At 66.0% G+C, this 13,212-nt stretch carries 10 protein-coding genes; 7 read left to right on the top strand and 3 right to left on the bottom strand.

Going from position 1 to position 13,212, the window contains the following annotated elements:
* Position 1: 1 nt before the first annotated feature.
* Together minE and DGN21_RS05865 are read left to right on the top strand one after the other, a co-directional pair.
* The gene (gene minE, locus DGN21_RS05870) at positions 2-259 is read left to right on the top strand and encodes a cell division topological specificity factor MinE (RefSeq protein ID WP_005994583.1); all 258 of its coding nucleotides are present in this window, start codon (positions 2-4) and stop codon (positions 257-259) included.
* Between the two features lie 68 nt (positions 260-327).
* Entirely contained in the window at positions 328-819 is a 492-nt protein-coding gene (locus DGN21_RS05865; protein ID WP_102252572.1) for a hypothetical protein, read from the top strand.
* Positions 820-996: 177 nt separating this feature from the next.
* On the opposite strand, the gene DGN21_RS05860 is transcribed toward DGN21_RS05865, so the two are convergent.
* Positions 997-2,292, bottom strand: a complete 1,296-nt coding sequence (locus DGN21_RS05860) for a HAMP domain-containing sensor histidine kinase (protein ID WP_126967014.1) — start codon at positions 2,290-2,292, stop codon at positions 997-999.
* Positions 2,285-3,001, bottom strand: a complete 717-nt coding sequence (locus tag DGN21_RS05855) for a response regulator transcription factor (RefSeq protein ID WP_016901685.1) — start codon at positions 2,999-3,001, stop codon at positions 2,285-2,287. Before DGN21_RS05855 ends, DGN21_RS05860 begins: the two co-directional genes overlap by 8 nt.
* A 136-nt stretch (positions 3,002-3,137) precedes the next feature.
* Here DGN21_RS05855 and DGN21_RS05850 point away from each other — a divergent pair, with 136 nt between their 5' ends.
* The 5 genes from DGN21_RS05850 to DGN21_RS05830 all read left to right on the top strand — a co-directional run bounded on the left by DGN21_RS05850 (position 3,138) and on the right by DGN21_RS05830 (position 12,687).
* Positions 3,138-4,871 carry a glycosyltransferase family 39 protein gene (locus DGN21_RS05850; RefSeq protein ID WP_160955133.1) on the top strand — a complete coding sequence of 578 codons (1,734 nt, stop codon included), beginning with the start codon at positions 3,138-3,140 and terminating at the stop codon, positions 4,869-4,871.
* A gap of 100 nt (positions 4,872-4,971) precedes the next feature.
* Complete coding sequence (locus DGN21_RS05845; protein ID WP_126967015.1) at positions 4,972-5,736, top strand: phosphatase PAP2 family protein; 765 nt, start codon at positions 4,972-4,974, stop codon at positions 5,734-5,736.
* The gene (locus tag DGN21_RS05840; RefSeq protein WP_126967016.1) at positions 5,733-7,388 is read left to right on the top strand and encodes a phosphoethanolamine--lipid A transferase; all 1,656 of its coding nucleotides are present in this window, start codon (positions 5,733-5,735) and stop codon (positions 7,386-7,388) included. The genes DGN21_RS05845 and DGN21_RS05840 overlap by 4 nt, the downstream gene beginning before the upstream one ends.
* A 1,215-nt stretch (positions 7,389-8,603) precedes the next feature.
* Positions 8,604-10,622 (top strand): M2 family metallopeptidase, encoded by a 2,019-nt coding sequence (locus tag DGN21_RS05835; RefSeq protein WP_126967017.1) that lies wholly within the window; start codon positions 8,604-8,606, stop codon positions 10,620-10,622.
* A gap of 130 nt (positions 10,623-10,752) precedes the next feature.
* Positions 10,753-12,687: an XVIPCD domain-containing protein gene (locus DGN21_RS05830; RefSeq protein ID WP_164738972.1), complete on the top strand. Its 1,935-nt coding sequence runs from the start codon at positions 10,753-10,755 to the stop codon at positions 12,685-12,687.
* A gap of 119 nt (positions 12,688-12,806) precedes the next feature.
* Here the strand turns inward: DGN21_RS05830 and DGN21_RS05825 are convergent, their stop codons facing one another.
* Positions 12,807-13,208, bottom strand: coding sequence for a hypothetical protein (locus DGN21_RS05825; RefSeq protein ID WP_016901679.1), 402 nt, complete (start codon positions 13,206-13,208; stop codon positions 12,807-12,809).
* Positions 13,209-13,212: the final 4 nt, after the last annotated feature.

Raw genomic sequence — 13,212 nt, 5'->3', positions numbered from 1 at the left:
CATGGGCCTGCTCGATTTTCTCAAGAGCAAGAAGAACACCGCCGAGACGGCCAAGAACCGCCTGCAGATCATCATTGCGCAGGAGCGCAACCACCGCGGCGGGCCGGATTACCTGCCGCTGCTGCAGCGCGAGTTGCTGGAAGTGATCAAGAAGTACGTCAACATCGACGCCGATGCGGTGCGGGTTGATCTGGTCAAGGATGGCGAGCATGACGTGCTCGATATTTCGGTTGCCTTGCCCGAAGACGGCGACAAGTAAGCGCCCCTGCGGCACCGTGTTTGCACGGTGCCGCCTTGACGGCCCGAACCGACCGCGAGCCTTTGCGTGTGACCATCGATTCCTCTCCCAGCCCCGAGCCAGCCAGCGTGTTGTGCGTGGGCGATATCGGCCTGGACGCGCCGGCCGCGCTGCTCGCCCGCTATGGCCTGCGCCTGCATCGCGTGGAAGCCGGCGCGCCGATCCCTGGCAGTTTCTGGGGCGAACCGGAAGCCGGCATCATCGGCTGCGATGTCTATGTGCGTGACGACACGCCGGTGCATTCGCTGTTGCACGAGGCCGGGCACCTGATCGTCCTGCCGGCCGACAAACGCGCGGCTGTGCATACCGACGCCACCGATTCGGTGGATGAGGAAGACGCCACCTGTTATCTGCAGATCCTGCTGGCCGAGCAATTGCCGGGCGTGGGCAGCGCGCGCCTGATGACCGACATGGACACCTGGGGCTATACCTACCGGCTGGGATCCACGCGCGCCTGGTTCGAGCAGGATGCGGAAAATGCGCGCAGCTGGTTGAGCGCGCGCGGTTTGCTGCCGGCCTGAGTGCCCGCGCCGTGGTCGAGGGGCGTTGCGCTGGATGCGGCTCTCGAGATCAGTCGATGCGTCCACTCAACGCAGTGGCTGCCACGCCGTAGTAAACAGCCGTCGGGCGCTGGCAGATGCCGCACACGCGGCGTGTGCGCGACCACGTGCGATGTCACCGCCTGCGTGACTGCCCCATCATCCCTTCGCTGTCGCGGCCAATGCCCCGGACAGGTCCAGCGTCGCCACCGTGCCCTGGCCGGCATTGGAATCCAGGTTCAGATGCCAGCCCAGATGCTCGCAGAGGCGTCCGATCAGTTCCAGCCCGATGCCGTTGCCCTGGCGTGTGTTGCCGCGCGCCAGGCGCGCGTAGATCGCGCTGATCTCCTCCGGCGTCATGCCGTGGCCCGGGTCGGCAATGCGCACCACACCTGGTGCCGATAGCGAGACGCGGATGATGCCGCGGTCGCTGTTCTCGATCGCGTTGCGCAACAGATTGCCGATGGCGGTCTGCACGATCGCCACCGGTGCGGTGAGGCTGCATGGCGGAAGCGGGTCGGTGAGTACCTGCAGGTCCTTGTCGGCGAGCAGATGCGCGTGGTCGGCGACGATCTCCGGCAGCAACTGGTCCAGACGCAGCGTATCGCTGCTGCGCGTCAGCCGGCCGGGGTCCTTGGCAAGCACCAGCAACAAGGTGATCAACTGCTCCACCGCGGCGCTGGTCTGGGCGATGCGCTCCAGCTGGTGGCGCACCGCCGGTGGTGTGCCGGGTTGCTCCAGCGCCAGTTCGGCGGCGTTGCCGATCACCGCCAGCGGGGTGCGCAACTCGTGGCTGGCACTGTCGATGAAGGCGCGTTCGCGTTCGACGAACTGGCCGTTGCGGTCGAGATAGTCGTTGAGCGCGTCGGCAATCACGTACAGCTCGGCGCTGCCCTGCGGGCCAACAGCAATGCGTTGTGCACGCCGCTCGGGACGCAGCGCGCCGATGTCGCGCGCCAGCTCCACCAGCGGGCGCACCAACCGCGCCATCGCATAAGTGCCCATCAGCAAGGTGATGCCGATCAGCGCGACGCCTGCCGCCAGCATCCAGCGGGTGATGAACTGCTCCAGCGCCTCGAAGTCGGTGATGTCCAGCACCAGCGCCAGGCGCCCGGCATGCGGTGTGTCGCGCACCATCACCGCGCTCTGGCGGCCGGCGATTTCCAGCTCGTCGTGCAGGCCGGGATGCAGCGTGCGCAAGACCGGCGGCACTGCCGCGCCGCCGTCGACGCGATACAGCCGCAAGGTGTCCGAGTCCTGCCAGCGGTAATCCGGATTCTGCGCACTGCGATCCAGGATGCTGTCCAGCTCCGAATTCAGCAACGAGCGCCACACGCCGTGTTCTGCGCGCTCGTGCAGATACTGCGCGGTGCCGAACACCGCCAGCACCATCAACAGCGTGTAGCCGAACAACCACACCAGCACGCGGCGGCCCAACGGGCGCTGCCTAAGCATCGCTGCACTCGCCCGCAGCGGGATCGCCGGCACCTTCCAGCGGCGCCAGGCGATAGCCCAGCCGCGGCAGGGTGTGGATCAGTTTCTGCGCGAACGGGCCGTCCACGCTGCGACGCAACTCGTAGATATGCGAGCGCAGCATGTCGCCATCGGGCGGATCGTCGCCCCATAGCGATTGCTCCAGCCGCTGGCGGGTAACCGCGGCGGGGCTGGCCTGCATCAGCACTTCCAGCAGCTTGCGGCAGGCCGGATACAGATGCAGCACCTGGCCGGCGCGGGTGGCTTCCAGCGTGGACAGGTCCAGACGCAGATCGGCCACCTGCAACAACTTGCCGCGTCGGCGTCCATGCGCACGCGCAAGCAGGGCCTCGATGCGGACCTCCAGTTCCGGCAGCGCGAACGGCTTGGTCAGATAGTCGTCGGCACCGGCCCGGAAGCCGGCGATCTTGTCGGGCAACTCGTCGCGGGCGGTGAGCATGATCACCGGCAGCTCGGACTGGTGCTGCTCGCGCAGGCGGCGCAGCACTTCCGGGCCGTCCATGCGCGGCATCATCCAGTCCAGCACCAGCACGTCGTACTGCTGGGTGGTGGCCAGATGCAGGCCGGTGATGCCGTCGGGCGCTGCGTCAAGGGTGTGCCCGCGCGCTTCGAAATAGTCGAACAGGTTGGCAACCATGTTGCGGTTGTCTTCGATGACCAGCAGCCGCATGAGCGCGTTTCCAGGGCGGCCCGGCAGGGACGATGTGCGCATCCTAACCGAGCCTGGCCGAACACAGCCGCTCTGGATGGCTCCGACAAAATTCCGACCTGCTTGCCGGATAGTGTGGCGCCCCACCGATCGGGGCGTGCGCGTGTCGCCTGCCATCTCCGCCGCCACTTCCCGCCAGCGCGCACTGCTCGCCGCCGTGTTGCTGATCGTCGTCAGCCTGCTGGCCGGGCTGGGCCTGCGCCAGCCCAACCCGCCGGACGAGCCGCGCTTTGTGCTGGCCGCACGCAGCATGGTTGCGACCGGTCAGTGGCTATTGCCGCACCGGGGCAGCGAGCTGTATGCCGAAAAACCGCCGGTCTTCATGTGGTTGCAGGCAGCCAGCTACGAGCTGGTGCCGCACTGGCCGGTCGCGTTCCTGCTGCCGTCGCTGCTGGCTGCGCTCGCCACGTTATGGCTGACCTGGGACATCGCGCGGCGGTTGTGGAACCGGCGCGTGGCGCGGCATGCGGTACTGGCATTGTTTGCGGTGCTGCAGTTCGGCCTGATGGCCAAGCGTGCGCAGATCGACATGGTGCTGGTGGCGCTGACCACGCTGTCGTTGTGGGGGATGCTGCGGCATCTGCTGCGCGGGCCGGACTGGCGCGCATGGACGCTGGGATTGTTCGCCGCCGGCGTGGGCACGGTGACCAAGGGTGTGGGCTTTCTGCCCTTGCTGCTGTTGCTGCCGTGGATGGCGCTGCCGCGCAGGCACTGGCGCGTGCTGCCGGCACGCGCACAGGCCGGGCGCAGCTGGTTGCTGGTGCTGCCCGCGTTCCTGGCGGGGACCGCGGTATGGCTTGGTCCGCTGGGTATCGCGTTGTGGCAGAGCAACGACCCGACGCTGCATGCCTACGCGCACGAGTTGTTGTTCAAGCAGACCGGTACCCGTTACGCCCACGCCTGGCATCACCTCAAGCCGGCCTGGTACTACCTGCAGGTGATCGCCACGTTGTGGTTGCCCGGCTGCCTGCTGTTGCCCTGGCTGCTGCCGGCCTGGTGGCGGCGGCTGCGACGCGGCGACCCGCGCTATCTGTTGCTGCTTGCCTGGAGCATGTTGGTGCTGGTGTTCTTCAGCGCCAGCCCGGGCAAGCGCGAGGTCTACATCTTTCCGATGCTGCCGGCCCTGTGCATCGCCGCCGCACCGCTTCTGGCCGGGCTGCTGCGCAAACGTGGCGTCCGCGTATTGCTGACCGGCTACCTGCTGCTGCTTGCGCTGGCCGCTCTTGCATTGGGCAGCGGTATCGCACTGCATCTGCACTGGGCGGAAAACACCGCCCTGCAGCGCGGGATGGAGTTGGCCTCGCTGCGGTCGGTGGCTCTCTGGTTGATCGGCCTGGGTGTGGTCGGCCTGGCGGCAATTGCATGGTCGCGTGGCAAGCGCACCGGCACCGCGGTGGTGGTGGTGACCGCCGCGCTGTGGAGCGTGTATGGCCTGGGCTTGATGCCGGCACTGGACCCGTACAGTTCTGCCGCCCGCTTGATGCAGCGCGTGGGACAGCGCATCGGCCCGGAGGCCGAGCTCGGCATGCTGGCCTGGCGCGAGCAGAACATGCTGCAGGCGGATCGACCGGTCACCGACTTCGGCTTCAAGGCGAGTTGGCAGCAGCAGTGGGCCAAGGCCGGTCTGTGGCTTGCAAACGCACCTGAGCGCCGTTGGCTGTTCGTCCTCAAGCAGGCGGTACCGGCGTGCATCGATCCGGCGCAACGGATCGATATTGGCGAGTCCAACCGCAATCAATGGCAGTTGGTGCCGGGCACGGCATGGCATGCCGGTTGCGTTGCAACCGCCTCCGACACCAACACCGGCAGTGGCGACAGCGAGACAGACTGAACGCCGGATAGCGCGTTAACCGCCGGACAACTCCGGTCCGACCGCTTTCCGACATGCCGCTTTCGAAGATGCCGGGCATAGACCACCGGCCGATGCTTCGATGACCACGCTTCCCGTATACGCACCAGCCCTGGCGCGCACAGCCACCGTTGCGCAAACCCGCTTTCTCGTTCGGCATCTATGGCTGCCGCTGGCAGGCGTGCTCGTGCTCAGCGCGTTGTTGATGGGCGCCGGCGGCGACCAGTGGGTTGCCGATGCGCTGTATCGCCTGGAAGGTGGGCAGTGGCTGCTCAAGGACCACTGGTTCACCAGTGGCGTGATTCACCGTGTCGGCAAATGGTTGAGCACCGCCGGCGCTGTCAGCGTACTGGTGCTGGCGCTGATTGCCTGGTACCGGCCGCGCCTGCGTGTGCTGCGCTGGCCGCTGACGTATCTGGCTGCATCGATCGCACTGTCGACCTCGCTGGTGTCCTTGCTCAAGTCGTGGACGGCGATGGATTGCCCGTGGGATCTGAGCCGTTACGGCGGCACCCAGCAGATGATCGGGCTGTTCGAATCGCGCCACGGCATTGCTGCGTCCGGTTGTTTTCCTGCAGGCCACGCCAGCGCCGGTTATGCGTGGGTGGCGCTGTATTTCTGTGCGCTGGCACTACGTCCTGCGTGGCGTGTTCCTGCATTGTGGCTGGGCATCGCGGCAGGGTTGTTGTTCGGGATTGCGCAGCAATTACGCGGCGCGCATTTTCTGTCGCACGACCTGTGGTCGCTGGCGGTGTGTTGGGGAACTGCACTTGCACTGTACTGCGTGATGCTGGCTCGACCGCATCGCGCCAATGTTGTGGTGTTGCAATCGGGGGATGCAGCATGAGTACCTATCTACCGCAATCGCGTGGGTTCAAGCGCCTGCGCGCACTGAGCTGGACGACGCGACCGACGGTCTCGACCGAAACCTTGGTATTGTTGTCGAGTCTGTTCTTCGCACTGGTGTGCAACCAGCTGTTCTGGCACACGGCCATGGCCACGCATCCGGGCAGTCTCGGGTTTGCCATCTCGTTGATGGCCTTGCTGGTGGCCGTGCATGCGTTATTGCTGGGCCTGCTGGTGTGGCGCTGGAACGCCAAGCCGCTGTTGACGCTGCTGCTGTTCACCACCGCGCTGGCTGCGCACTACATGGACAGCTACAACGTCTACCTGGATGCGGACATGCTGCGCAATGTGCTGCATACCGACCACAAGGAATCGCGCGAACTGCTCACGCCCGACCTGATCCTGCCGCTGCTGTGCTACTTCCTGATTCCGGCCACGCTGTTGTGGCGCACGCGCCTGCAGGCACCCAGCATCGGCAGATCACTGGCAATCCGCGCCGGTTTCTTGCTGGTGGTGGCAGTGGTCGGCGCGGCCGGCGCGATGCTGTCGTCGCAGGACGTCTCGGCGTTGATGCGCAATCACCGCGAGGTACGTTACCTGGCCACGCCGATCAACTACATCGTGGCACTGCGGCAGAACCTCAAATCCGATTCGCCAATCAAGCATGCGCCCAAGCAACCGGTCGAACACGACGCCATGGCCACACCACGTGCACCCGGAAGCCGTCCGCGCCTGCTGCTGGTGGTGCTGGGCGAAACCGCACGTGCGCAGAACTGGGGCCTCAACGGCTATGCGCGCCAGACCACGCCCGAGCTGGCCCAGGCCGGGGTGATCAATTTCCCCGACATGCATTCCTGCGGCACCAGCACCGAGGTCTCGGTGCCGTGCATGTTTTCGCCGTTCGGTCGCCGCGATTACAACGAGGACACGATCCGCGGCCACCAGTCGCTGCTGCATGTGCTCGAACATGCCGGCATTTCCACGCTGTGGCGCGACAACCAGTCCGGCTGCAAGGGCGTCTGCGATGGCCTGGACATCCAGAAGCTGGACGATGCCACCACGCCAGGGCTGTGCGCCGATGGCCGCTGCATGGACGAGATCCTGCTGAGCGACCTGGCTGCGCAAGTCCGCGCAAAGCCCGGCGACCGCGTGGTGGTGCTGCACCAACTCGGCAGCCACGGGCCGAGTTACTTCGAGCGCTACCCGGCACAGTTCGAGCGCTTCAAGCCGGTGTGCAAGACCGCCGACCTGGGCAGTTGCAGCCGCCAGAACATCGTCAACGCCTACGACAATTCCATCACCTATACCGATCACTTCCTCAACCAGGCCATCCACACGCTGCGCGGGCTGCAGGACTACGACACCGCGATGATCTACCTCTCCGATCACGGCGAATCGCTGGGTGAAAAAGGCCTCTACCTGCATGGCGTGCCATACGCGATCGCGCCCAAGGAACAGACCCACGTGCCGATGGTGATGTGGTTCTCGCCGGAGTTCGCACGTGACCGCGGCCTGGACGAAACCTGCCTGCGCCACCGTGCCGGCCAGTACACCGATCAGGACGCGCTGTTTCCGTCGGTGCTCGGTCTGATGCAGGTCAAGACCAGCGCCTATGCGCGCGAGCGCGATCTGTTCGCGCAATGCACGGGATAAATGCAGCTGGATTTCTTCAAGCATGGCTTATCGAAGGCACGGTGCCCTAGCCGCTCGCGCGACACGCCGTGAATCTTCCCGTGGAGGCGCCCTGGCGGCATCCATGCCGGCAAGGACACCGCGCCAGTAAGTTGGTCGGATTCTTTTTTGAAGACTTGCTGCGCAACTTGCGATGGAAAGATTTTCGGACGCACGACACTCCGAACAACGCGCATCAGGCACTGCTCTTACCGTGCACACCGACTATCTCGACGGGCCCTTGCCCGCCCACCCTCGCGGGACCTTACGCGGCATCGATGCCGCGTAAGAGCCTACATGGACGTACTTGCGGCGTGTCCTGCGAGGGTGGGCGGGCAAGGGCCCTGCAACCCAGCCGCAGATCATCCGCTCTGTAGCCGATCTATCCGCGCTGTCCAGACCTTTGGAGCACGACACCCAAAACAACGCGTGACAAGCTGCTTGTCGCGCGTGTGTCGGACTTCGAGCATCTAACAACGCGCATTACGCACTGCTCTTACCGTGCACACAGACCATCTCGACTGGTCCTTGCCCGCCCACCCTCGCGGGACCTTACGCGGCATGGATGCCGCGTAAGAGCCTACATGGACGTACTTGCGGCGTGTCCTGCGAGGGTGGGCGGGCAAGGGCCCCGCAGCCAAGCGGCAGATCAACCGCTCTGCAGCTGATACATCAGCGTCGTCCAGTCCTTTGGAGCACGACACCAAAAGCAATCTCGTGAAAAGCTGCTTGTCGCGCGTGTGTCGGACGTCGAGTATCGAACAACGCGCATCACGCACTGCTCTTACCGTGCACACCGACCATCTCCACTGGTCCTTGCCCGCCTACCGTCGCGGGACCTTACGCGGCATGGATGCCGCGTAAGAGCCTACAAGGACGTACTTGCGGCGTGTCCTGCGAGGGTGGGCGGGCAAGGGCCCCGCAGCCAAGCGGCAGATCATCCGCTCTGCAACTGATCCGCCTACACCGCTCCATCAACCCAATGCCATCGGTCCCCCAGTCTTGAAGCAACTGGCAGTACATCGCGAGCAAACAGGTAACGGCCGTGCCCGCCTGCGGTGAGCACGCCAATGTGGCACTTGCTCTGACGAGCACAGATGGATTTGCAGCCCACCCAAGTCGCGTACACCGTGACAGCGCTTGCGGTGAACCTCGACGCGCTCTAGCCTGCGTCGGACTTCACCGCAAGGACCACCCGTGAATCCTCGTTTGTTGTGGCTGGCACTGGCCGTGGCAGCCGGCACCCTGTCGTTGTCGGCCTGCCGTCAGGACGCGGCAGCACCCGCCAAGCCCGCTGCCACCAAAACCGCGCCGGAGGAAAGCGCCGACCAGTTCGTCGCGCGCATCAGCGCCGAGTACAAGGCCGCTTACCCAGAACTCACCGCCGCGCAATGGTTGTCTTCGACCTACATCAACGGCGACTCGCAGCTGCTGGCCGCCAAGGCCAACGAACGCTCGCTGGCGCAACTGGACCGCTGGATCGAACAATCCAAGCAGTATGCAGGCACCCCGATGTCGGCCGACAGCGCGCGTGCATTGCAACTGCTGAAATTGATGAGCGCCCTGCCCGCACCACGCGACCCGGCCAAGCTGGCAGAGCTCACCCGGATCGCCGCCAAGATGGAAGGCGATTATGGTGCGGCCAGTTATTGCATGGGCGATGGCGAACAACGCCGCTGCCGCCAGCTTGGCGAGCTGGAACAGGTGCTGGCCAGCAGCCGTGATTACGCCGAACAGCTGGATGCCTGGCAGGGCTGGCATGGCACTGCAGTCCCGATGCGCAAGGACTACCAGCGCTTTGTCGAGCTCGCCAACGAGGGCGCGCGCGGGCTGGGCTTTGCCGATGTCGGCGTGCTGTGGCGCAGCGGTTACGACATGCCGCCAGCGCAACTGGCCAGCGAGACCGACCGTCTCTGGGACCAGGTCAAGCCGCTATACGCACAACTGCAGTGCTATGCGCGCGGCAAGCTCGATACGCAGTACGGCAAGGACAAGGGCGAGCTCGCCGGCGGCATGTTGCCGGCGCATCTGATGGGCAATATGTGGCAGCAGGACTGGAGCAATCTGTGGGACCTGCTGCAGCCGTACCCGGGTGCCGGCGACCTGGACATCACCGCTGCGCTGGAAAAACAGTACCAGGGCAACCTGAGTGCGGTGCTGGCGCGCACCACCGGCACGGAGGGCGGCAGTGGCGCGCGCTTCCAGGCCGAGCGCGAAGCGCAGCTGCGCACCGCAAGACAGATGACCGAACGTGCGCAGGATTTCTACACCTCGCTCGGCATGCCCAAGCTTCCCGACACCTATTGGCAGCGTTCGCAGTTCATCAAACCGCTGGACCGCGACGTGGTCTGCCATGCCAGCGCATGGGACATGAACATGGGCGGCGAAGCGACGCAGAACATCGGTGCGGACGTGCGCACCAAGATGTGCATCAAGCCGACCGAAGAGGATTTCACCACCATCTATCACGAGCTTGGGCACATCTATTACGACCTGGCCTATAACCCGCTACCGCCACTGTTCCAGAACGGCGCCAACGACGGTTTCCACGAAGCGATCGGCGACACCATCGTGCTGGCGATGACGCCCAAGTATCTGCAGTCGATCGGCATGGTGGGCGAACAGCAAACCAGCCGCGAGGCGCTGCTCAATTCGCAGATGCGCATGGCGCTGAGCAAGATCGCCTTCCTGCCGTTCGGCCTGATGATCGATCGCTGGCGCTGGGGCGTGTTCGACGGCTCGATCCCCCCCGAGCGTTACAACCAGGCCTGGTGGGAACTGAAAGCCAGGTATCAGGGCGTGGCACCGGCGAGCCCGCGCGGCGAAGAGTTCTTCGATGCCGGCGCCAAGTACCATGTGCCCGGCAACACGCCGTACACCCGGTATTTTCTCGCGCACATCCTGCAGTTCCAGTTCTACAAGGGCCTGTGCGAAGCCGCCGGCCATCAAGGCCCGTTGTACGAGTGCAGTTTCTACGGCAACAAGGACGCCGGGCAGAAGTTCTGGTCGATGCTGCAACGGGGTTCCAGCCAACCCTGGCAGACCACGCTGAAGGAACTCACCGGCAACGACCGCCTGGATGCCGGCCCGATGCTGGAATATTTCGCGCCGATGAACGAGTGGCTGAAGCAGCAGAACCAGGGGAAATTGTGCGGCTGGCAGGCGAACGCACCCGCGGCCGCCAGCACTACGCCTGTGCCTGCCGCACCGCACTGACGCACGCGTTTCCTGCGGCAGGCGACGGCCCTCACCCTGGCCGCCGCATAACGTTGATTTGATAAACGCACAAAACGCCGGCGATATACTGCGCGCCCGCTGCACCGGCGCAGCATGCAGGATGCATCCAGTGAACAACACCTCCACCGGCCCGGACCCGCGCGACGCGGACCGCAACAAGCAGTTCATCGACGACGCAAACGACCGCGCATTCGACCCGATCTACAGCAGCAAGAGCAGCGACTACGCGCTGGAAGTGGGCGGCAGCAACATCGAGCTCAGCCCCGAAGATCAGACGGTCAAGTATTCCCATACCAGCGAGCAGAGCAGCGGCAGTCCGACGCAGCCACTGGGCGAGAACAGCCTGCGCAGCAGCCGCTCGCTCGGCCTGGGCAAGCTCAGCGACGCCGAAGCCAAGACCACCACCTTCAACCTCGAGGCCGACGCCAACACCGGCCAGCAGCAACGCCTGCAGACCAAGCTCGGCGACAGCAAGCTGAGCATCGAGACCAGCACCAGTGCCGGGCAGCGCATGCGTTACGCACTGACGCTGCCCGGTGCAGACCAGCCTGCAGAAGCGGCCACCCGCGTCAATCCGCTGCAGCCGGAGAGCCTGCCGATCGGCGCGCGCGCGGTGATGGACGCGCAGACCTACACCCAGCGCGACGCCTCGGCGAGCCTGCAACACCTCACCATGCAAAGCGAGATCACCGAAGCCAGCGGCCGCAGCTACCTGATCGAGCGCGTGGACGAGCGCCACGTGCGTGTGGTGACCGGGCCCAATGCAGCCATCGAGGCAGTGAACGCCGTTGGCGTCAAGGTGGGACCGGCGCAGGCCCTGCTCGGGCGCGCCGACGCCCTGGGCCAGTCGCGTGTGGAGAGCGCGCAATTCGACCTGGCCGATCCGCGTGCGCGCGCAGCCATGGGCGACTTTGTGCGCGAGGGCAAGATGGCACCGGGCGTGCCCGGCGTCGATGAGCTACAGACGGTGGAGCGGATCAGTTTCAGCTCGCAGCAGCGTCTGCAGCTGGAATTGGGCCCGCTCAGCGCCGATGTGGCCGGCAACCGGAATCAGGGCAGCCAGGTGCGCATCAGCACACCGGGCCAGGACGGCTACACCGTGGTGCAGCAGCTGCAATACGGCGGCAACGTGCCGCTGACGATCGTGCGCCAGTACGACGGCAACGACACCGAACGCGTGCAGGAACGCAGCTACCGCTTCGAGATCGATGGTGATGTCGCCGCGCCGGGGCTGCTGCAACGCCTGGGCGGGCGCAACGAGGCCAGCGAGGAAAAGGCGATTGCACAGAATCTCAACAGCGCGCTGAGCGGCGACATGGCGGGCACCGGTGCGATTGCGCCAGGGCAGAAGACCACGCTGGCCTTCAGCGAGGCGCAGATGCAGGCGCTGATGCAGCAGACCCAGGCCAGCGTCGAAGCCGGCAGGATCGGCGGCAGCTCGCTGACGGCGCTGGTCGGCGACCGCAACGCCGCACCGCAGTCACCCGAACGCTTCGCGATCGCGATGGCCCGCAATGTGGGCGGCGAGCCGTATCCGTTCGTCGAGCGGCTGCAGCGCATCGCCGACGGCGCCGATGGGGCATACGACGGCCGGTTGCAGCGCATCGATGCCGAGGCGCTTCCGCGCCAGGCGGCTGCGGAAACCGCGGCGGCGGATCCGCGCAATCCGGCCAGTCCGGACCATGCGCTGCTGACCCAATGCACCGCAGCGGTGGAGCAGCTGGAAGCCGCGCGCGGCCGCGTACCCGATGCGGACAGTGAGCGCCTGGCAGCCGGCGCGCTGGTGGCCGCACGCGAGCACGGGCTGCAGCGCGTCGACCACGTGGTGCTCGGCCGCGACCCGGCACAGGGCTTCGTGGTCCAGGGAGCGCTGGATTCGCCGGCGCACCTGCGCGGACCCTTCGATGCCCAGGCCGCGCAGCAGACGCCGGTGGACCACAGCCTGCAGCGCGCGCAGGCAGTGGGCGCCGAGCAGGATCGCAACGCCGCCGCGCAGGAACAGGCGCAGCAGCAGGACGTCCAGCGACAGGCTCCGGCGCGCTGATCCAGCGCGCCGGCTGATCCACAGCCAAGCGCTGGCGCAGGTCAGCACCGAACACGGCCCGCTGACGCGGAATGGGCCGTGTTCGGAGCCGGCCTCGCCGACACCGCTGCGTTATGACCTCAGTTGGTGCGCGCGGGCACCAGCTTCTGCGCGAACTCGATCCGGAACGCCTCGAAATCCCTGCCGTCGGCGGCCGCCTCGGCATGCGCCGCGTCCTTGAGCGCATCCGAATAGGTCAGCCGTACCGGCGTGCCCTGGCGCTCGTGCAGCTCGGCCGCGCGCATGATCAGGGCCAGCACCTGGGCGGCGCTGGTGCTTTCGCCGGCAATGCGGCCGTCCATGCCCAGCACCCATTCGCCGTCGCGGCGGACGATGCCGGCCAGTAGCGTGCGTTGCTGGTCGCGCAGTTCGGCATGCGGCTCGATCGGCGAGACCGGCGCGGGATTGGCGGCGGCCTGGTTGCGCTGGCGCTCGGCGGCGCGCTTGCGGGCATCGCGGCGCAGCTTGGAATCGGTGGACATGCAG

The sequence above is a fragment of the Xanthomonas sp. MLO165 genome, assembly GCF_018831305.1.
Lineage (GTDB): Bacteria > Pseudomonadota > Gammaproteobacteria > Xanthomonadales > Xanthomonadaceae > Xanthomonas > Xanthomonas arboricola.
Note: the sequence above shows the minus strand (reverse complement) of the source record. Positions and strands in the feature narration are given on the sequence as shown.

Excerpts from the sequence above, each read along its gene's own strand:
- minE (WP_005994583.1), top strand. The coding sequence starts at position 2 with ATGGGCCTGCTCGATTTTCTCAAGAGCAAGAAGAACACCGCCGAGACG.
- DGN21_RS05860 (WP_126967014.1), bottom strand. The coding sequence starts at position 2,292 with ATGCTTAGGCAGCGCCCGTTGGGCCGCCGCGTGCTGGTGTGGTTGTTC.
- DGN21_RS05855 (WP_016901685.1), bottom strand. The coding sequence starts at position 3,001 with ATGCGGCTGCTGGTCATCGAAGACAACCGCAACATGGTTGCCAACCTG.
- DGN21_RS05845 (WP_126967015.1), top strand. The coding sequence starts at position 4,972 with ATGACCACGCTTCCCGTATACGCACCAGCCCTGGCGCGCACAGCCACC.
- DGN21_RS05840 (WP_126967016.1), top strand. The coding sequence starts at position 5,733 with ATGAGTACCTATCTACCGCAATCGCGTGGGTTCAAGCGCCTGCGCGCA.
- DGN21_RS05825 (WP_016901679.1), bottom strand. The coding sequence starts at position 13,208 with ATGTCCACCGATTCCAAGCTGCGCCGCGATGCCCGCAAGCGCGCCGCC.